Genomic DNA, 22,148 nt, shown 5'->3' on the forward strand with positions numbered 1-22,148 from the left:
CAACAAAATTTTTTACACGAGAACGGAGAGGACAGAAAAAAGCTGTAGAAGCGGAGCGTTCGCCTTTATCACCGGATTTTCCCTTTAAAAGGGAATCAAAAAATCTGGGGATAACAGCGATCGGAAGGTTATTCTGTCATCGGAGTGGCAAGTGTAAACATTCTTTGGTTAAACTTATATAAATCAGAATTGACGGAGGGCTATGAATATGGAAAAAGCGTTAATCTTCGGTCACAAAAATCCCGACACGGATACGATCTGTTCGGCAATCGCCTATGCGGATCTCAAAACAAAATTGGGTCAAGATGTTGAAGCTGTTCGCCTCGGCGAAGTCAATGGTGAAACCCAGTTTGCACTGGATCAATTCAAAATTGCAGCACCACGTCTGATTAAAACAGCTGCAAATGAAGTAAACAAAGTTATTCTGGTTGACCACAACGAGCGTCAGCAAAGTGTAAGCGATATTGAGGAAGTGACTGTTGTTGAAGTTATCGACCATCACCGTATTGCTAACTTTGAGACAAGCGGTCCTCTGTATTTCCGTGCAGAGCCTGTAGGTTGTACAGCAACCATTTTGAATAAAATGTACAAAGAAAATGGCATCGAAGTGAGTGCACCGATTGCTGGCCTGATGCTGTCTGCGATTATCTCCGATTCCCTGTTGTTCAAATCCCCGACTTGCACAGAGCAGGACGTAGCCGCTGCACGTGAACTGGCTGCCATTGCTGGTGTAGATGCAGACACTTATGGTCTGGACATGCTGAAAGCCGGCGCGGATCTGAGCCAAAAAACAATTGCTGAACTGATTTCCCTGGATGCCAAAGAATTCGTAATGGGTCAATCCAAAGTGGAAATTGCACAGGTTAATGCCGTTGACGTGAATGATGTTCTCGTGAAGCAACCTGAGCTTGAAGCAGCTATTGAAGCGATCATTTCGAGTAAAGGTCTCGACCTGTTTGTATTTGTCGTAACAGACATTCTGAACAACGATTCCGTAGCTTTGGCATATGGTACATCCACTAAAGCAGTGGAGAAAGCCTACAATGTGACGCTGTCTGATAGCAGAGCTATCTTGAAAGGCGTAGTATCACGCAAATCACAAATTGTACCGGTTCTGACGGAAGCATTCAACACGCTGTAAATCAAACCGATTGGCGTATTTGTACGCTAATACGTATTACAAATAAGTAGCAACACCATCCTAGCCTGCTCTGATCCGTAAATGGTCAGGACAGGCTTTTGATGTAGAGGAGGAAGAATCATGATCAAAAATGAAAAGATCAAAGCAGCCGAAGTGCAGCTGACCGGCCTGAATGGTGAAGATCTGGGTGTGATGTCCACGCAGGAAGCACTTCTACTTGCAAAGCAGCATAAAGTAGATCTGGTGTGCTTGTCCTTGATGACAAGTCCACCGCCATGCAAGCTGATTGGAGCTGGAGCAGCCAAAGCAGAAGCGCAGCAGGCGAAGAAAAAAGCGAGTAAATCTCCCGATAAACGTAAAGTAAAGGAAATTCGCTTGAACCTTGCGATGGAAGATCATGACCGGGAGACGAAGCAGTCTCAGGCGGAGCGCATTCTGAAGAAGGGTGATTCGGTAAAACTCGTCATCCAGGTGCATGGAGCCAAAGAAGGAGTTGCAGGCAAGGAGTGGGCTGAACAACTGAGCAAATCGCTGGCTGAATTCGGTAGCAAAACGACAGGTGTTCAGGTAAGTGGTAAACAGGTTGTTGTGCAACTGGACCCGAATGCGTAAACTGCCAGAAGCGATCCTCGATGTAGCACAAAGGTAACGCGAATGTCGATATAGTAATGATTTTTTGGATGTAAAAAAGCCCAATGAGGTGGCAGGTTAACTGCTACTGTATTGGGCTTGTTTGTCATCACTTGGATTGAGGTATTGTTCGCAATTGAATGCAAAATCCGTTTCCGTTTCAGTAGTTCAGCTGCGTAAATAACGGCTGCCACCAAGTCGTACATATAACTGTCCTGGTAATACAGGCGTAGAACCAGCGGCCATATTATTCTGGCTGTTTTTGGCGAATCGGGATAAATAAAAGAAGTCCGGATAGATCACCATATCCATTAAGTAGGCGGAGACTCGGCTACCTGGAACGCGGAACTGATTCAGGGTGCGTATAATCTCTTCGCCACTTGCAATACCAATGCCATGACCATAATACAAGTTCTCGCGCAGCATGAACGTATTCTCTCCCTGCCACTCGGGGGTTTCCGGAGAAACATCTGGATTTTTGAAATACAGCACATCTCCTGGCAGGGCGGTTTCGCTACCGTTTTTTTCGGTTAATCGCAGGTCACTGTCATAATGCCAGTCAAAGAGTAACAGATTGCGAAACAGGGAATTAAAGGCGTCTTCGCGAATGCTTCCCAGTACGCCACCATAAAGCACAATAACGGTGGCTGTTGCACATTCAAAGGCATATAAGTGTCCATTCCTCCAGATATCCCGGATGCCGTCGGCGGGGGTCACGTTTGATCTTAGCTCAAACCCACCTTCCGCATTACGATTCCAGTAGGCAGGATTACATCTGGATTTTTCAAAGGATGCAAAACTCACACCGCTTCGATCCAGTCCTTCCGCGGCTTCCACGAGAGAGCCCCTCAAGTCCCATTCAAATCGAAGATGATCCATGGATTGGTACACATACCTCGTTGGACGATTCTGGAGTTGCTGTAACCAATACCATTCAAAATCAGACCATTCCGAGCGGTTCAGTTCTACGGGTTGATTTGCGACAATGATCATAATCTATAACCTCCATTCCTATTCGAATATTCAACATTGTATAATCGGGAGAGCACGGGTATTGTGTAGTATATGTCGATTCAAGCAGGGATTTTGTCCGATCTCGTTTATCAAACATGGCATTTGGGGTAGTACTCTATAGATGAAGTTATGTTCAGGTCGATCTATTCATACGGAATACATTCAGATTCTCATAAAGGAGGACATGTAATGTCGAAATCCATTACAGAGAGCCGATCTCTGTTCGAACAATTGTATACGCACGCACCAATCGGCATTGCTGTCGCATCGCATGTAAATGGACGGTGGTTGCAGCTTAATCCTGCATTTTGCGAGATGCTTGCATACAGTGAAGATGAACTGATCGATACTTCGGTCATACATATGATCTACGAAGAAGATCTGCATATGGAGGAATTCCGCAGCAAGTTCTGGGAAATGACTCATGAAACAAGTCCGATGTACGAGACGGAGGTTCGTCTGAAACGAAAGGACGGTTCGTTATTGTGGGCAACCATTAGAGCTTGCATTGTTAGGGATGAAACGAATGGTGAGCCATTGTATTTGTTGGTACAGGCTGCTGACATTACGAAACAAAAAGATGCAGAGGAAATCCTCATTGTGCAACGTAAGCAATTGGAAGAGAGCAGTCGCATCTCTCGCCTGCTGGCGGAGTCTTCACTAGACCTGATTGCAATACATGATGCCGATTCAAGTCGTACATTTAAATATGTATCGAATGCATGTAAAAGCATGTTGGGCTATGAGTTGGAAGAAGTTATAGGTAAGCCGGGAACATTTGTGATCTATCCGGAGGATGTGCCTTTGGTTGAAGCGTACGTAGAAGAGCAGAGAAAGGGTCTGGCTCCCAAACGGCTCAATTATCGCCTGTTACATAAGGATGGATCTACGGTATGGGCAGATACGATTACGCACTATGTATATGACGATTCAGGTGAATTAATGGAGATGGTCGCCGTAACCCGGGATATCACAGCCAGCCAGCAACAACAGTTAAGCATGCAGGAGTACAGATCTTTATTTGACTGTAATCCCCTAGGTGTGGCTTCTCTTGATCTGGAAGGCAATCTGCTGAAAGCCAATATGGGTCAGGAACAGCTGACAGGACACACCAAGGAGGAGCTGCTGAGTCGGCCTTTTGATCACCTCATTGATCCTGTGGATCTGGAGAAGACTCGATATCATTTTGAGGAAACGGTGAAGGGCAATGCACAGAGCTACGAGATAGGTTTAATTCACAAAAATGGGCAGCGGATTGAAACAAATGTGATTAATGTTCCTATTATACTCGAGGACAAAGTTGTTGGGATCTACGGGATTACGAGTGACATTACTGAGTCCAAACGTTACGTCGAAGAAATCGAGAATCTTAGTTATGAACGGGCATTGATTTTGAATGGCATGTCTGAGGGTGTTATTGGACTGGACCTGGAAGGGAATCTGAACTTTGCCAATCCGGCCGCTGCGGAGATCATGAACTTCTGTCCAAGTGAATTGAATGGCAGACCATTAGAGCAGATGATGATCCAAATGCAGAGCGAAGGCATCCCCTACCCATCCAAGGATACACCAATTCTACAGGCTGTTCGTGAGGGACGAGGTCTGCCACGTACCGAATCCGTATTCTGGAGACAGGATGGGTCCAGTTTCCTGGCGGAGTTCCAATTGAAGCCGATTATGGATCAGGGTAGAACCCGCGGAGCAGTATTGGTTTTCCGTGATATGACATCTGTTAAGGACATCATACGTGCCAAGGAAGCAGCAGAGCATGCAGACCGGGCAAAGTCCGAGTTTCTCGCCATCATGAGTCATGAGCTTCGTACGCCATTAAACGGCATCATGGGCATGGCCCATCTGTTAATGGAAACCGAGCTGGATGATGAACAGAAAGGTTTTGCGGAAATCATGATTGATAGCGGCGAATCCCTTTTGTACATTTTGAACGAAATTTTAGATTTCAGCAAAATCGAAGCAGGCAAAATGGATCTTGAGCGTGCACCTGTAGATATTAAGGCGATGCTGGGTGGGGTGATCGAGCTGTTTGCACTGAAGGCATCAGAGAAAAATATTGAACTCTATTGTGAAGTGTCGGACCATATTCCTGAACGAGTTCGAGGGGATGAGACACGAATCCGGCAGATTTTGATTAATCTGGTGGGTAATGCCGTTAAATTCACAGAGCAGGGCCGTATTATGGTGAGCGTAGGTGCTGATTTCTCAGATGAGCATGGTCAGGATAACCTGATGTTGACCTTTAAGGTAAGAGATACGGGGATTGGCATTCCAATAGAAAAGCAGCATCAGTTGTTCCAATCCTTCTCACAGCTTGATCCGGCCATCAATCGTAAGTTTGGCGGGACAGGTCTAGGCCTTGCGATCAGCAAAAAACTGGTGGAGTTAATGGGCGGAGCGATTGGAGTACAGAGTGAGCTCGGTGAGGGGGCAGAATTCCAGTTCACCCTCGTAGTGGAGCGGTGGTTAGAGGAAAGTAATGACCCGATCGAAATCACCACGAATGATGAACTGCAATTGGATCGAGCGAGTCTTGCCCATGACATCAAAATTTTGATTGCTGAGGATCAAGCGGTCAACAGTCATCTGTTGGAGGAGATGCTGCGAAAGTTTGGCGGAGTATGTGATATTGTTGAGAATGGTGCACAGGCCGTCGATTCATTGAACAAGATTCAATATGACCTGGTGTTTATGGATATTCAAATGCCCGTTATGGATGGGATTGAAGCGACCTGCCACATCAGACAGACCCACCCAGAAATACCGGTTATTGCAGCGATTACAGCTTTTGCAGGCGCCGGTGACCGTGAGGAGTGTCTGAAATGCGGGATGCAGGACTTTATCAGCAAACCGTTTCATTCCACAGAGATTAGCCGTGTACTGAATACATGGGTTCCATATATCCGCTCTCAAAGGGTAACGTAACGGAAAAATAACCTGCGCCTTGAAATTCAAGGTACAGGTTATTCTGTCATTTACGACCAGCCTCCGATTAAACCGGAGAGAGTCACACATTCGTCATCTTCCAAATCTGCAATCAGAGTGAGTTCTTCGTTGTCTTGTGGATCAACGGAGAATAATTCACGGCGTCCGTCCTCATGCACAATAATGACTAACTGATGGCCGCCCTTTGTATCAAACTGGTACTTAACTCCAATACCAGGTAGTGGGCATTCGCGGATATTCATGAAACCTGTCACCTCTTTAGCTTTGCTTAATAAAAAATTAACCGTTCACACAGTACGGATGTATTCTACTATCCATAACACCGTTTGGCAAGTCACAAATAAAATTGGTGTGAAGAATTAATTTTTTCCGCGATATGAACTTGCACTGTGGCGCTGTCTGGCCCGCCTGCGACGAACAAAAAACCACATGAGCAGAGCAGCGATTAATAATAGACCAATGACTGCAATGATGATGATATTCCGGATATTAGGAACCTGTACAGTCAGATCCAGTTTATTCATCTGGAGGGGTGAAACGTGCCAAATGAGCGTTTTTCCGCCATCCTCTACTTGATCGGCATTGGAATCGGCTGCCTTGATGGGCAAAGACAACTTGAAGTCAAAGTTAACATCTTTTAACAAGAGGTTTTTAAGAAAGCTAGGCACCTTGTTAATTTGATTTTTGATCTCACCATCGGGCATGGACTCCATGAGGTCGGCTTCTGCTGTAATGTGCATCTTGGAAGTGAAGAAGCCGGGGGAAGTTGTTTGTTCAACTTTGATCCCTTGTGGTAACTTGGACGTATCAAAGCTGGTTTTATTGCTTTTTTCATAATGGGTGGTCGCTGTGAGCTGCTTCTGATCTCCCTGTTCCGAAACCTCTGCCTGGAAGTTATTTCGATTCAATGCATCTGCGATCAGAGGCATGAGATTGTCTTGTCCAATTTTTCCAAGAGCAGAGTTCTTTACGTTGAGATTGAGATCCAGATCCGTTGATCCATCCATATTTACCGTTAGATGGGCTTCTCCATCAGCACAGGCGGTCAAAACAGATAACATAAGGGCTAATAAAACAGTAAGAAATAGCTGACGTAAGGGAATGCGAGTTGACATGTCTTTCAACCTTTCTGCGTAAAAATCCAAATTCCATTTCATAGAAGTATAGTATACACCGTAAGCATGGCGGATGAAACTTTGAACCCGTGCAGCGAGGTACGTATGAATTAGTGTGATCGGGGAAATAATCCATTTATTAAAATTAAAGATTTCGTATTTTTGTCAATGTTCGGTCAATTCAAACGGCGCTTCACCGTGTACACTAGTAGTAGTGTGATGAATATACGGAAGCAGGGAGGTTACATTCATGACATATATCATTATTATGGCCGTTATTATGGTCGTGGGCATGGTCGGAATGGGCTGGTTCTATCAGATTATGGATAAAGACCAAAGCTAGTATTGTTTAAATGTGAAAAGAAGAGAGACAACCTATAAGCTGGCTTCGCTAACGCGAGGCGGGCTTATTAGTGTGGGGAAAAATTTTGAGGCACTGACCTTACATAAGTAAGTAATATTTGTAACCATTCATGTTGCACAATTTGACCGATGGACAAATATTTTTCGTAATTATGGGATTTTTTAGCTGCTCTTTTGTATAATAGGGGGTAGTTTAACTCGGGATACTCCCGAAATTCTGCCAAACAGGAAAGGGTGTACATAAATGAAATTTAGTGAGTATACGTATACACGTCCGAATCTGGAACACATCAAGACATCTTTCCGTGAGCTGTTGAGCGGTTTTGAAGCTGCGGCAACGGTTGAAGAACAGAGTGGGTTCATGGATCAGATTAACGCGCTGCGCAGTGATTTTGAGACACAAGCCCAATTGGTCTACATCCGTCATTCCATTGATACCAATGATGAGTTTTACAAGGCGGAGAACGAATTTCTGGATGAGAATGCACCAATTGTGCAGGAATATATCACGGATTTTTACCGTGCATTGGTTAACTCCAAATTCCGCAACGAGTTGGAACAAAAATGGGGTTCACAGCTGTTCCAACTGGCGGATCTTTCACTGAAAACATTCAGCCCGGAAATTATTGAAGAGCTCCAGAAGGAGAACAAACTTTCCACAGAATACAATCAGTTGATCGCATCGGCCAAAATTCCGTTCGAAGGTGAAGAGCGCACGTTGCCACAGCTTCATCCATTTGAACTGTCCACGGATCGCTCCATGCGGGAGCGTGCTTCGGAAGCCAGATACACGTTCATGGCTGAACATGAAGCTGAATTCGATCGCATTTACGACGAACTGGTTAAAGTACGTACACAGATCGCGAAGAAACTGGGATATCCAAGCTATGTGGAACTTGGCTATGATCGTATGAACCGTACGGATTACAACGCCGAGATGGTTGCCAACTTCCGTGCACAAGTCCGTGATTATATCGTGCCTGTGGCGACCAAACTCAGAGAGCGTCAGCGTAATCGGATTGATGTGGATACGCTGTATTATTACGATCAGGGTTTCAGCTTCAAGACGGGTAACCCGACACCTAAAGGTGACGCGGACTGGATTATTGATAATGGTAAAAAAATGTACGCTGAATTATCACCAGAGACGGATGCATTTTTCCAGATGATGACCGAAAACGAGCTTATGGATCTGGTAAGTAAAAAAGGTAAACAGGGCGGCGGATATTGTACGTTCCTGAACGATTACAAAGTGCCGTTTATCTTCTCCAACTTCAACGGTACCTCCGGTGATATTGATGTATTGACACATGAAGCAGGTCATGCTTTCCAGGTGTATGAGAGCCGTGATTTTGCAGTGCCTGAATACAACTGGCCGACATATGAATCGGCTGAGATTCATTCCATGAGTATGGAGTTTTTCACATGGCCGTGGATGCAGTTGTTCTTCAAGGAAGATACGGACAAGTACAAGTTTGATCACCTGTCTTCCGGTCTGTTGTTCATTCCGTATGGTGTAGCTGTGGATGAATTCCAGCATTTTGTGTATGCGAACCCGGATGCAACTCCAACTGAGCGTAAGCAGGCATGGCGCAACATTGAGAAGACCTATCTGCCACACATCAATTACAAAGATAATGCGTATTTGGAGCAAGGTGGTTTCTGGCATAAACAGGGTCACATTTTCTCATCGCCGTTCTATTACATTGACTACACGTTGGCACAAATCTGTGCATTCCAGTTCTGGAAACGCAGCAATGAGGACATTAAGTCCGCATGGGCCGACTATCTGACATTGTGCAAAGCGGGAGGAAGCCTGTCCTTCACTGGATTGGTTGAACTGGCTGGATTGAACTCACCATTCGAGGATGGCTGTGTATCCTCCGTAATTGGGGAGATTGAGGCATGGCTTGACGGCGTGAACGATAAGGCGCTGTAAGCCTTCGTAAGGATGCTTTTAGTGTAAGTACCTTCGGTAAGGTATAAGTAGTGGATAAAGCTTTAAGATAGATAAGTAAGACGGCTTGGAGACCTTCGGGTGTCTGGGTCGTCTTTTTCATTACGGGGAAAAATCAACCGCAAGTGTAACATTTATCGGTTTCATTGTGATTTATTTCACTATATCTGAAAACGGATTCAGTTACAATGAAGATAGTAAATCAGGGGTTACAGGAGGCTGGTTCAAATGGCAACACATGCATATTATGTTCCGCCCGTGAACTTGATGGGTAGAGGTTGTTTACAAGAAGCAGGTCAGATGATTGAACAGATGGGTATCCGCAAGGCGCTGGTTGTAAGTGATCGTCAATTGATTACTTCAGGCGTTGCTGAACAGGTACTGTCTATACTAAGAAAATCAGGGTTAGACTATGTAGTATATGATGAGGTTCAGCCTAATCCAACATGTCAGAATGTACATGATGGACTACAAGTATTCCAGGATCATGGCTGTGACGCCATTATATCGATAGGCGGAGGTTCACCGCAGGATGCTGCCAAAGGCATTGGCATTGTAGCTACGAACGGTGGGCATATCCGTGAATATGAAGGATTTCATCAATCAAAACATAAGTCTGTGCCACTTGTGGCTGTTAACACAACGGCTGGCACATCGAGCGAGGTGACAATTAACTACGTGATTACAGATGAGGAACGTAAAGTAAAGATGGTGATGGTGGACCGCAACAGTCTGGTCTCCCTGTCGGTTAATGATCCTGAGCTGATGCTCAGTAAACCTGCAAGTCTCACAGCGGCCACAGGAATGGATGCGTTGACACATGCCGTAGAAGCCATGGTTACACCGGGTGGATTTACAGTGACAAGTGCGACAGCTGCTGCAGCTGTTGAACTGATCTTTGAATATTTGCCAAGAGCTGTGAGAGACGGCAGTGACCTGGAAGCGCGGGAACATATGACGTATGCCTGTTTCCTTGGCGGGATTGCTTTTAATAATGCGGGCCTGGGTTATGTCCATGCGATGGCGCATCAACTGGGTGGCGTATATGATCTGCCGCATGGTGTCTGTAACGCAATGTTACTCCCCTATGTGGAAGAGTTGAACGCCAAGCATGTACCCGGCAAATTCCGTCATATTGCTAAGGCAATTGGTATGGATGTGAAGGGTAGAAGTGATGAGGAGTGTTCCGATTACGTCATTGAGGCCATACGTCAGCTATCGAAGGAAGTAGGCATTCCTGAGAAACTGTCTGAACTGGGTGTAAAAGATCCCGATGTGGAACTGCTTGCCGATAACGCGATGAAAGATGCCTGTGCACCAGGCAATCCCTATCAACCGTCCAAGGATGAAGTGATGGAGCTGTTCCGCAAAATTATATAGACAGTTTCAGAATCGGATACATCAAAATAACAGACAAAATGAGCCGGGATCGAAAGTCGGCTTTTTTGTCATGTGAACTCATTATTTTTACTTATTTTTCCACTTAATGTTTGCACAAAAACTAAAGGATTTTGCTTCTCTATTATCGAATACAATATGAATAACAGCGGCAAGAGAAAGGGTAATCTTACCCGCAACTTGATGTCGATGTTTTCCAGTAAGATTCCCCAGTCCGTTTCGTGTTTAATGTTAAATAGGAGTAGACTATTTCATTGTTCACGAGCTACACCTTAAGTTCTGCATCTAAACATTCACCTCTGTAAGACAGTCAAGCAATTCTACACCAGCATCATCTCTATTTCATGCTTTACAATCCAAGAAGTTCAACTGCAACAAAGATTCACCGGTTACACATCTGTACAGCAAGCTCCTAATCAAGACAACAGTGTCCACACAACAGAATATCGATTATGGGCTCTGAAATGAATCAGAACGAATGCACGTGGAGGAGGCTGTAATGATGGCGAAAAAAGAAGTTGTAGCGATGCTACTTGCCGGAGGGCAAGGTAAGAGGTTAAAAGGATTGACCAAATCACTGGCTAAGCCAGCTGTATATTTTGGGGGCACGTACCGAATCATTGATTTCCCGCTGAGTAACTGCTCTAATTCTGGTATTGATACAGTGGGTGTATTGACCCAATATGAACCACTTGTCTTACATTCCTATATTGGCATTGGCAGTGACTGGGATCTGGATCGGAAAAACGGCGGGGTATATGTACTTCCTCCACATGAACGTGAAGACGGTAGCAACTGGTACCGGGGTACAGCGGATGCGATCTTCCGGAACCTGAACTTTATTGAACAATTCGATCCTGAGCATGTGCTCATTCTGTCAGGGGATCATATCTATAAGATGGACTACGAAAAAATGCTCCAGTATCACAAAGAAAAAGATGCGGATTGCACCATATCGGTCATTGATGTCTCATTGGAAGAAGCCAGCCGGTTCGGAGTGCTGAACACCAACGATGACTATAGCATCTATGAATTTGAAGAAAAACCTCCTGAGCCCAAGAGCACACTGGCTTCCATGGGTATCTATCTCTTCAAGTGGGATGTACTGAAACGTTTCCTGATCCAGGATGAACAACAGGCATCCACCTCCTATGATTTTGGTAAAGATATTATTCCTTTATTGCTTGAAAATGAAAAATCCTTATATGCGTATCCATTTGAAGGTTATTGGAAAGACGTTGGTACCATTCGCAGTCTGTGGGAATCCAATATGGACCTTTTGGACGAAGACACACCGTTTAATCTGAATGATCCGGACTGGCGTATTTTCACACGTAATCCGAACCAACCTGCACAATACATCTCACCTTCGGGCAAGGTGCGGAATTGTATTATTAGTGAAGGTACTGTAGTGCATGGTGAGGTCAATCATTCTGTTCTGTTCTATGGAATTGAAGTTGGCGAGAACAGTGCTGTTATCGATTCGGTCATCATGCCAAGAGTGAAAATCGGGCAAAATGTGCGCATTTACCGAGCTATTATCGCAGAAGGATTGGTTATTCCGGATGGAACACAGATTTCGCCTGCACCGGGAGATGAGAGTGATATATTGCTCGTGGATCAGGAAGAACTGGAACGTCAGCTTCGCCAAGGAATAACTAGCAAGGCCTAATTGAAGTCAAAAGGACGGTGCATGCGATGAAACAATTGATCGGAGTTATTAACCTTGACCATGAACTTGAAGAATTGAAGGAATTGACGTATTTTCGCTGCGGAGCCGCGGTGCCTTATGCCGGGCGTTACCGTCTGATCGATTTTGTTCTATCCAATATGATGAATGCAGGCATTGAGAGTATTGGTGTATTTGTACGGCGAAAATATCGCTCGTTGATGGACCATCTTGGTGACGGTAAACCTTGGGATTTGGATCGCAAGCATGGTGGCATGTTTATTTTGCCACCAGACTGGAACGATCCAACAGATACATCACAAGGGGATTTGCAACATTTCCATAACAATTTGGACTTTTTCCACAGAGGGGCAGGACAATATGTTGTGCATGCGGGCAGTCGCCATGTGACCAAAGCAGACCTCCAGGATGTCTACAGGTATCACATCAGTAAAGGAGCGGACGTTACACTGGTCTGCAAAAAAGTAGATCAGCTGCTGCCTGAACATGACGCCTGTGTCAAAGTTGAACATGACGGGGACGGTAACGTGGTGGATATTCACCAAAGCGCTAATCACCCGAATATATATACAGAAATTTTCATCATGGAAAAAGAATTGTTCTTGCGCCAGGTGCAACGCTGCATCGATCATGGCGAGAGCCATTTCTTCCGGGATGTGATTCAAAAAAATCCGGATGGATTGAATATCGCTGCGTATGCATATGATGGCTATCACGCAGTCATCAATTCCATTGACAGTTATTATCGCAACAGTATGGATCTGCTGAACACAGGGCAATATGAACAACTTTTCAAGGAAGATCCGATCCAGACCAAAATTAAATACGAAGCGCCTGCCAAATACCTGGATACCGCAGATGTTAAACATTCACTCCTTGCTAATGGCTGCATTGTAGCTGGAGAGGTGGAAGACAGCATTTTATTCCGGGGCGTACAGGTGGCTAAAGGTGCCAAAATTAAGGGTTCCATCATCATGCAGAAATGCTACATTGGTGAAGGAACCGTACTTGAGAACGTCATTCTCGATAAAGACGTGAAGCTGACCGGAGGACAGACGCTGATCGGTGACCCGTCAAATCCATACATTTTAGCGAAAAGTACTATTATCTAATGCCCACACGTAACCGATATCTTCTATAAATATATATAAAATAAAAATCCTGTAGGATGGATTTAAGGTTCATACACTTTCGACGCATGAATTGTATCTTCGAAAGTTCTCACCAGCATGCAAACGTAGTGGAGGGGACGAAATCGATTCTGAAGAAGCGTAGCGGTCGCCTAAAAGCTTTCTGCAAGAAAGCTGCTTCGAAAGCATATGCTGTCTCCAAATTCTATCCTTGATTATATAAATTCAACTTACATTTACACAAAACGGAGAGGACAGAAATGACCTGAAGAAGCGTAGCGCTCGCCTTTATCCCCGGATTTTCCCATTTTAAAAAGGAATCAAAAAAATCTGGGGATAACAGCGATCGGAAGGTTATTCTGTCATCGAAGTGTCCAGTGTAAATATTCTCTAGTTCAATTTATATGAACCGCCACCATCCTGCAGGATTTCCCCGGGAGGAACCTACTTTTGTTTGACAACAAGGAAACGTTCAAGAGTATATTTACACGGAATCTGGTCAGCAAATTGGGCAAACCGATTGAAGAAGCAACACAGGAAGACGTGTACCATGTACTGGGAAGCATGATTCGTGAATATGCAGGCCAGGATTGGGCAGCGTCGAATCAGGGGTTCAAGCAGCGCCAGGATAAACAGGTCTATTACTTCTCGCTGGAATTCCTGATTGGACGTCTGCTCGGCAACAATCTGTTGAATGTGAATGAATTGGAATTGGTGCGTGACAGTTTAGCTGAGCTGGGCTTCTCCTTGGAAGAGATAGAAGAACAAGAGGCGGATGCAGGACTCGGTAACGGAGGTCTGGGACGACTGGCTGCCTGTTTCCTGGATTCACTCGCATCACTACGATATGCAGGACATGGTTGCGGGATTCGATATAAATACGGGTTGTTTGAGCAAAAAATCATCAATGGTAATCAGGTAGAGCTACCCGACAATTGGTTGGATAAGGGCAATGAATGGGAAGTCCGCCGTCCAGACAAAAAGGTGGAAGTACAGTTCTGGGGCCGGGTAGAAGCTCATGAGCAGGATGGAGAATATCAGTTTGTTACAAAAGATGCCGAATCGGTTGTCGCCATTCCCTATGACGTGCCTGTCATCGGTTATGGTCAAACCCATGTGAATACATTGCGTCTCTGGAGTGCCGAGCCAAAGCGCGAGACTTCACTCGACACCCCTTCGAACTATTACGGTTATCTGGATTATAGCCGATCGGTTGAATCGATCTCGGAGTTTCTATATCCAGATGATTCCCAGTATGAAGGAAAGCTGCTGCGATTGAAGCAGCAATACTTCATGTGCTCGGCAGGTGTACAGAGCGCTTTGCGTACGTTCAACAAACTGGAACTACCGTATGATCGTTTGCCTGATAAAGTGGCCTTCCACATTAACGACACGCATCCAACCTTGGTTATACCAGAACTGATGCGCATCCTGATTGATGTGAAGGGGTACGGCTGGGATGAAGCATGGGATATCACAACCCGTACTGTATCGTATACCAATCATACAACGCTTAGTGAGGCGCTTGAGAAGTGGCCTGTATCCATGATCAGCAGGCTGCTGCCACGAATCTACATGATCATTGAAGAGATCAACAAACGCTTCTGTGGCATGCTGCTGGACCGGTATCCGGGAGATCAGGATCGCATAGGGCATTTGGCTATTGTTGCAAACGATCAGGTACGGATGGCACATCTGGCGATTGTAGGCAGTCATAGCGTGAATGGTGTTGCAGCTCTGCACACCGAGATTTTGAAAGAGCGCGAGATGGCTCCGTTCTATGAACTGTATCCAGAGCGTTTCAATAACAAAACCAATGGTATCACCCATCGCCGCTGGTTGATGCATGCCAATCCGAAACTGTCGGATCTCATCACGGATACAATCGGTAACGAATGGATAACAGAGCCGGGCAAGCTGGACCAGTTGGCTGGTTTTGCGGATAATACATCATTCCAGGAGCAGTTCCGTTCAATTAAGCGGGATAACAAAGACCGGCTTGCTACGTATATTCTGGATCATACCGGGACAGCAGTGAATCCGGATTCCATCTTTGATGTACAGGTGAAGAGACTACACGGGTACAAACGTCAACTGTTGAACATTCTGCATGTTATGCATCTGTATAACCGGCTTAAGAATGATGCTTCGTTTGATATGGTACCACGTACGTTCATCTTTGGTGCCAAGGCAGCGCCGAGTTATTATTTTGCCAAGAAAATTATCAAGTTGATCAACAACGTGGCTGACACGGTGAATCGGGATGCGGCCGTGAATGACCGCTTGAAGGTATTTTTCCTCGAAAATTATTCCGTCTCTCTTGCAGAGAAGATCATTCCCGCTGCGGATGTTAGTGAACAGATCTCAACCGCAGGTAAGGAAGCTTCCGGTACGGGCAACATGAAATTTATGATGAACGGGGCTTTAACGATTGGCACGATGGATGGAGCCAACGTGGAGATGGCGGAGCAGGTTGGGGAAGAAAATATGTTCATCTATGGTCTGCGTGCAGACGAAGTACTTGAGTATTATCGTTCCGGCAGCTATCGTCCGAATGAGATTGTGCAGCACGATGAACGCATTCGCGAGGTCGTGGAGCAACTGGTACATCCAGGCGCATTCTGTTATCGTGACGGGGAGTTCTGGGATATTTATGACTCCTTGCTGGCCCATGGTGACGAATACTTTGTATTGCGTGATTTTGCTGCTTATGCAGACGCGCATGCTGCGATTGACCAGGCGTATCGGGATATTCCGGGCTGGACTCGGAAAGCGATATTAAACACGGCACATTCCGGCATATTCTCCAGTGATCGTACCATTAGTGAGTATGCGACAGATATCTGGGGTATTCATCCCGTGTCCGGGAACTGGAAAGGTTAAGCATAGATTGTTAAACAAACAAGTCCCCTTGTTCACAAGAGCTATCTCTGTTGGTAAGTCAACCAGCGTAGAGAGCATCTCCTTGTAGAACAAGGGGTTTTTGGCATACAGTGTATCATAGTGTCATTCAACTTGAAGAGAATCGGAACTCGCGTATCTTTCGTCATACAAGTTCGCACACAAAATCAAAAAAAAGATCTGGATCTCAGTCATACTACATAAGAAATCGTTTGATATTTTGAATTAGATAGGGGAGCCGTCACTATGGATCATTACACACGAATTCAGCTTGCTATTGAGTATTTGGAGCAGCATTTGCAAGATGATTTTAATATCAGAGAGACGTCCGCTGCTGCGAGCTTTTCGGCGTTTCATTTTCAGCGTTTATTTCAGGCGATCACGGGATTCACGGTACTGGAGTACGTGCGCAGACGCAGATTAACGGAAGCTGTAGGGATGCTGCGGGGCACATCGGAAGGCATACTGGACATTGCGATGAGCTTTGGCTATCAATCTCAAGAGGCATTTACCCGTGCATTTTCAGCCTACTTTGGAATGACACCGGCGAAGCTGCGTAAGCTGGAAGTGGATCAGTTGTCTCTTCTGAAGATGCAACAGAGCATTGATTTTAACGATTATCGAACTCGGCTTGATGGAACTTTCCACATGAACACACCCCGTCTGGTCACACGGGAACCGAACTGGATTGTCGGCTATGAATATAAGACCAACCTGAATGACAATCAGCATTATGCTGAAATACCCGGATTTTATCACGATTTTGGCATGGAACAGAAATTCATGGCGATCCCGGAGAGGACACGCCCTGATATGGCTTATGGTGTGGCCTGTCATTTTGAAGAGGATGGAGCATTTTCTTTTATTGTGGGTGAAGAAAGCAGTGGAGCATTGCAGGTACTTGAACCCGGTTTTACTTCGATTGAAATTCCGGGCGGCTTGTATGCAGAGTTCACCGTGGAAGGCTCCGGGCAGGATATTCGGAAAATGATCTATGGCAGCTGGTTGCCGCAGTCGAACTATGAACGGAGGGAAGGACCAGACTTTGAAGTGACGGATGTCTGGAAATCGACCCCTGAACAACTGGACATGAAGATATATATCCCGTTAAAATAGACCTTACCGCTTCGCGGAATTCAAGGTCGGAGGAAAGATGAATGAGCGAAAAGTCGTGGCTCCACTCCAAGTGGATGCTGACCATTGTTGCTTGCATGGCAGCGCTCTACATACTGATTATGGGCATTTTACTGTTTGTCAGTGGTCGAACACCAGGCATGTATTATCAATATAATCTCGTACCCTTCGAGACGATTCGTCCACTTCTTATGGAGAGGGAGAGGTACAATACAGATACCTGGGTGAAAAACCTGTTTGGCAATATCGTATTGTTCATTCCGCTGGGTATCTGGATCCCATGGTTGTTTCGGAGGTGTCGTACATTCCTGACCTTTACATCTACAGTTGTTTTGCTTCTGCTGGGTGTTGAGGTCACACAATTGATTACACGTGTAGGTTCGTTTGATGTGGATGACATTATTCTGAACACGATCGGTGCCTGGATAGGTTACGCTGGATTTAAGTTAGTCTTATATTCACAAAAAAAGACTCGGAATTGAACCGCAAATAGCGGTCCATGACCGGGTCTTTTTGCATAAGATACCTTTCAAATGTTTACAAGGGAATCATTTCGGATAAAACATATTAACGGCTTATTTATATCGTGAGTAGAGATTATATATTGAACAATGATGAGAGCGAGGTGGGCGATATCGTTTGGTGGAAAGAGAGTGTGGTATACCAGATTTACCCGAGCAGCTTTAAAGATTCGGACGGGGATGGATATGGCGACTTGCAGGGAATCTATGAGAAGCTCGATTATTTGGAGAATTTGGGCGTAGATGTGCTCTGGCTCTGTCCCATTTACGATTCACCAGGACATGATAACGGATATGATATCCGGGATTATTACGGCATTTTACGCAAGTATGGCACGATGGAGGATTTTGATCGATTATTGGCAGAGGCACACAAGCGTGGTCTCAAGATCATGATGGACCTGGTGCTGAATCATACGTCAGATGAACATGCGTGGTTTGCTGAATCGCGTTCATCAAAGATGAATCCGAAGCGGGATTATTATATTTGGCGTTCAGGCAAAAATGGGCAGGTGCCGAATAATTGGGAGTCCTATTTTGGAGGTTCGGTGTGGAAGCATGATCCCGAGACAAATGAATATTATCTGCATCTGTATTCCGAACAGCAACCGGATCTCAACTGGAACAATGCACAGATGGCAGAAGAGATGTATGAGATGGTGCATTGGTGGCTGGAAAAAGGGGTCGACGGATTCCGTTTTGATGCAGTAGCGCATATCGCCAAGGCAGAGGGTCTGCCAAGTGCCCACAATCCGGATAATCTGCCGGTGGTTCCAGCGTATCAGCTCTTTTCCAACCTGGAACAGGTACACTCCATCCTGAAGAAACTGAATAACATGATCCTGAAACCCTACGGACCCATGACAGTTGGCGAAACTTCAGGACTTGGACCTGAGCAGGCGTTGGCTTATGTGGGGACGGATCGTGATGAGCTTAATATGGTATTCCAGTTTGAGCATATGTTTATCGATGCCAAATCCTCCGGAATTGGTAAATGGAACTATAAGGAATGGAAATTGACAGATCTCAAAGAAATCATGAGCCGGTGGCAAACGGTTTTGCATGGTAGAGGCTGGAACGCCAATTATATGGGGAACCATGATCAGCCACGTCCGGTTTCTCGTTTTGGTGATGACGGTAAATATCGGGTGCGTTCTGCTCAGATGCTGGCGACATGGATGCTTACACTCGAAGGGACCCCCTACATCTATCAAGGAGAAGAGATCGGCATGACCAATGTCGCTTTCCCGAATATCGAACAATACCGGGACATCGAGACCAAAAATTATTTCAATCATTACATTGGTCAAGGTAAATCAAAGCATGAAGTTATGCAGGCGATCTGGCTGAAGAGTCGCGATAATGCCCGCACGCCGATGCAATGGGATGAGACGGAACACGCAGGTTTTACCCAGGGTCAGCCGTGGATTCAGGTGAATGATAATTATCCTGAGATTAATGTGGCTGATGCCGAAAGTGATCCGCAATCCATTTTGCATTATTACCGTAAGTTAATTGCGCTTCGCAAACAACATAAAGTGCTTATCTATGGCGCGTATGAATTGCTGTTGCCGGATGATCCGGATATCTATGCCTATACCCGAACGCTGGATGATGAGCAGATGCTGGTCATTCTGAATTTCCGTGGGCATGAGCCTGAGATGCACTGGCCAGAAGACTGGACTTCCAAGCATGCCAAGCTGATCATCAGCAATGTGAGCAGACGTTATTCTACCGATGAAGGTGCCATTCAGCTTCAGCCGTATGAAGCAAGGGTGTATCGTAAGCAACGTTGACACGGAGGCTAGCGTAATTTTGCGTTGGTGAAGAGCTATGATTTATAATAAATAGTGGTTTTCAAAATAATCAAAACATATGTCGGGAGGAATCCAAGTTGTTGAATATTACGTTCCACGGTCACTCCAGTGTACAGCTGGGCACAGAAGAAAAGTCTCTGATCATTGATCCCTTCCTGCGTGGCAACGAGCTTGCCGTCACAAAGCCTGAAGATATTAAGACCGATGTTGTGTTGCTGACACATGCACATATGGATCACATCCTCGATGCTGAACCTATTGCCAAAGCAAATAACGCCAAAGTTGTGGCTATTGTGGAATTGGCTACATATATGTCTTGGAAAGGCCTGGATACACTCGGCATGAACATGGGCGGAACGGTAGATCTTGATTTTGCTCAAGCTAAAATGATTCAGGCGTTCCATACTTCCGGGATTGTGCTGGAAGAAGAACAACGGATCATGTACGCAGGTTTGCCTGCTGGATATATCATTAATATTGGTGGTAAAACAATTTTGCATGCCGGAGACACAAGTCTCTTCGGGGATATGAAAATGATCGGTGATCGTCATGATATTGATGTAGCTTTCTTGCCGATTGGTGGACATTTCACCATGGGACCTGAGGATGCGCTGCAAGCGGCCGAATGGTTTAATGCCAAACTGACGATTCCGGTCCATTATGATACGTTCCCGGTAATTCGTCAGGATGCGGAACACTTTGTGCAGCAGCTGGCTGCAAAAGGGTTGGAAGGACGTGTGCTGGCCCCGGGAGAATCGATTACCCTGTGATGCACATTTAACCCCTGTTCAATAATAAATGGATTTATGGATAAAGACGAATATCACGTCAAGATAACTGACGCGATATTCGTCTTTTTTCGGTTCCAGGTTCAATTTTCACCGATAGAGTTGGTACAAATGACAAAAACATTGAAATTCCATTGTTGAACTCCGTTTCGGAATGATATAAAAAGTTACACGGAAACCAAACGGAAATCCGAATTGACCGCAAACAGGGGGAGCGTTCATGTCATTTATGAAATCATTATTTTTTCAAATTATTGTAGCGGTAATCATCGGGATTGGCGTAGGCATCCTGTGGCCGGATCTGGGTAGCCTGCTGCAACCGCTCGGAACAGGTTTCATCAAATTGATCAAGATGATCATCGCACCACTGATTTTCATGGTGATTGTAACAGGTATTGCCAAGATCGGTGATCTGAAGTCGGTAGGTCGCATCGGGCTGAAAGCCATCGTGTGGTTCGAGATTGCAACTACAGTGGCACTGGTACTTGGATTGGGAACAGCCAATCTGCTTCGCCCCGGTGCCGGAATGAACGTGGACCCTTCAACCATAGATGCAAGCGGCATTGAAGCAAAAACCAATGGTTCCGAGTTACCGCATACGGTAGACTTTATCATGAATATTATTCCGACAAGTGTTGTAGATGCCTTTGCACAAAATGCACTTCTGCAAGTATTGCTCGTGGCATGCCTGTTCGGGGTTGCCCTGGCAGCAACAGAGAGTAAGGCAAAAGAGAATGTACTGACGCTGATTGAGAACTTGCTCGGCATTGTGTTTCGTATCATCGGTTATATCATGAAACTCGCACCAATTGGTGCATTTGGAGCCATGGCTTACACGGTAGGTGCTTATGGGGCTTCCACATTGTCGTCCTTTGGTCTGCTAATTCTGGCCTGTTACGGCGCAGCACTGCTGTTTTTGGTCATGTTGGCATTGGCTGCCTGGTGGATTACCGGGCTAAATTTCCTGCAATTTGTGAAATATACCCGTTCTGAAGTGATGCTGGCGATTGGAACCGGATCATCAGAAGTGGTGATGCCACGCATGATGGACAAACTAACCAAGGCGGGTTGTGATCGTGCGGTTGTGGGTCTTGTAGTGCCGACGGGGTACTCGTTTAATCTGGATGGCGCTTCGATCTATTTATCCTTGGCAACGGTTTTTGTTGCTCAGGCCGTAGGGATTGAACTGACATTGATGCAGCAGATTACGATTTTGCTGGTGTTGATGTTAAGTTCCAAAGGCATGGCAGGAGTACCTGGCTCCGCATTCTTGGCCCTGTCCGCAACGGCAGTGGCTGTCAATGCTTTTCCGGTAGCAGCGGTTGCTCTGCTGCTTGGTGCAGATCGATTCATGGATACAATGCGTGTATTCACCAACTTGATGGGCAACTGTGTCGCAGCATTTGTGGTGGCAAAATGGGAAGGTCTGCTGGATCAAAAGCGAATGCGTGCCGTACTCTCTGGTGAGATCAGTGCCGCTGAACTGGAAAGGGAAGAGCAAGCTGCACTATCTTTATTGAAGTTGAATATGCAGGAAAAACAAGGGAAAGCCGTTGTTTCACCAGAGATGTCGTAAGAGGCGTGTCTCCGC

16 protein-coding genes are annotated in these 22,148 nt (G+C 45.5%); 13 read left to right on the plus strand and 3 right to left on the minus strand.

The genetic code is table 11. The features are described from left to right. Positions 1-208 precede the first annotated feature (208 nt). Positions 209-1,141, plus strand: coding sequence for a manganese-dependent inorganic pyrophosphatase (locus tag MHH25_RS12815; protein ID WP_076217128.1), 933 nt, complete (start codon positions 209-211; stop codon positions 1,139-1,141). A gap of 120 nt (positions 1,142-1,261) precedes the next feature. Continuing rightward, entirely contained in the window at positions 1,262-1,753 is a 492-nt protein-coding gene (gene infC / locus MHH25_RS12820) for a translation initiation factor IF-3 (protein WP_047842654.1), read from the plus strand. 186 nt (positions 1,754-1,939) lie between these two features. On the opposite strand, the gene MHH25_RS12825 is transcribed toward infC, so the two are convergent. Continuing rightward, positions 1,940-2,764 (minus strand): protein-glutamine gamma-glutamyltransferase, encoded by an 825-nt coding sequence (locus MHH25_RS12825; RefSeq protein WP_339199209.1) that lies wholly within the window; start codon positions 2,762-2,764, stop codon positions 1,940-1,942. A 210-nt stretch (positions 2,765-2,974) separates the two neighbouring features. Between MHH25_RS12825 and MHH25_RS12830 the strand changes: the two genes are divergently transcribed. Beyond that, positions 2,975-5,722, plus strand: a complete 2,748-nt coding sequence (locus MHH25_RS12830) for a PAS domain S-box protein (RefSeq protein WP_340020137.1) — start codon at positions 2,975-2,977, stop codon at positions 5,720-5,722. A 50-nt stretch (positions 5,723-5,772) separates the two neighbouring features. On the opposite strand, the gene MHH25_RS12835 is transcribed toward MHH25_RS12830, so the two are convergent. Beyond that, complete coding sequence (locus MHH25_RS12835) at positions 5,773-5,985, minus strand: hypothetical protein (RefSeq protein WP_017688899.1); 213 nt, start codon at positions 5,983-5,985, stop codon at positions 5,773-5,775. A gap of 117 nt (positions 5,986-6,102) precedes the next feature. Continuing rightward, positions 6,103-6,858 (minus strand): DUF3153 domain-containing protein, encoded by a 756-nt coding sequence (locus MHH25_RS12840; protein ID WP_179088655.1) that lies wholly within the window; start codon positions 6,856-6,858, stop codon positions 6,103-6,105. Positions 6,859-7,465: 607 nt separating this feature from the next. On the opposite strand from MHH25_RS12840, the gene MHH25_RS12845 reads away from it, so the two are divergent. The 10 genes from MHH25_RS12845 (at position 7,466) to dctA (ending at position 22,133) form a co-directional block, all read left to right on the plus strand. Then, a complete protein-coding gene (locus MHH25_RS12845; RefSeq protein WP_100528828.1) occupies positions 7,466-9,160 on the plus strand; it encodes a M3 family oligoendopeptidase in 1,695 nt (564 codons plus the stop codon). Between the two features lie 246 nt (positions 9,161-9,406). Continuing rightward, a complete protein-coding gene (locus tag MHH25_RS12850; protein WP_036608771.1) occupies positions 9,407-10,558 on the plus strand; it encodes an iron-containing alcohol dehydrogenase in 1,152 nt (383 codons plus the stop codon). 520 nt (positions 10,559-11,078) lie between these two features. Further along, the gene (locus tag MHH25_RS12855; protein ID WP_017688884.1) at positions 11,079-12,248 is read left to right on the plus strand and encodes a glucose-1-phosphate adenylyltransferase; all 1,170 of its coding nucleotides are present in this window, start codon (positions 11,079-11,081) and stop codon (positions 12,246-12,248) included. Between the two features lie 26 nt (positions 12,249-12,274). Continuing rightward, positions 12,275-13,378 (plus strand): glucose-1-phosphate adenylyltransferase subunit GlgD, encoded by a 1,104-nt coding sequence (gene glgD, locus MHH25_RS12860; protein WP_340020139.1) that lies wholly within the window; start codon positions 12,275-12,277, stop codon positions 13,376-13,378. Positions 13,379-13,846: 468 nt separating this feature from the next. After that, the gene (locus MHH25_RS12865; RefSeq protein ID WP_340020141.1) at positions 13,847-16,279 is read left to right on the plus strand and encodes a glycogen/starch/alpha-glucan phosphorylase; all 2,433 of its coding nucleotides are present in this window, start codon (positions 13,847-13,849) and stop codon (positions 16,277-16,279) included. 264 nt (positions 16,280-16,543) lie between these two features. Continuing rightward, entirely contained in the window at positions 16,544-17,413 is an 870-nt protein-coding gene (locus MHH25_RS12870) for an AraC family transcriptional regulator (RefSeq protein WP_340020142.1), read from the plus strand. Between the two features lie 41 nt (positions 17,414-17,454). Next, on the plus strand, positions 17,455-17,913 hold the full coding sequence (locus MHH25_RS12875; RefSeq protein ID WP_127551585.1) for a VanZ family protein: 459 nt from the start codon (positions 17,455-17,457) through the stop codon (positions 17,911-17,913). 143 nt (positions 17,914-18,056) lie between these two features. Then, entirely contained in the window at positions 18,057-19,748 is a 1,692-nt protein-coding gene (locus tag MHH25_RS12880; RefSeq protein ID WP_340020497.1) for an alpha-glucosidase, read from the plus strand. Between the two features lie 98 nt (positions 19,749-19,846). Beyond that, positions 19,847-20,539, plus strand: a complete 693-nt coding sequence (locus MHH25_RS12885) for a metal-dependent hydrolase (RefSeq protein ID WP_017688878.1) — start codon at positions 19,847-19,849, stop codon at positions 20,537-20,539. 238 nt (positions 20,540-20,777) lie between these two features. Beyond that, positions 20,778-22,133, plus strand: a complete 1,356-nt coding sequence (gene dctA, locus MHH25_RS12890; RefSeq protein WP_036670619.1) for a C4-dicarboxylate transporter DctA — start codon at positions 20,778-20,780, stop codon at positions 22,131-22,133. The last annotated feature ends 15 nt before the right edge of the window (positions 22,134-22,148 follow it).

The sequence above is a fragment of the Paenibacillus sp. FSL H3-0457 genome (assembly GCF_037981725.1).
GTDB classification, from domain to species: Bacteria; Bacillota; Bacilli; order Paenibacillales; family Paenibacillaceae; genus Paenibacillus; species Paenibacillus amylolyticus.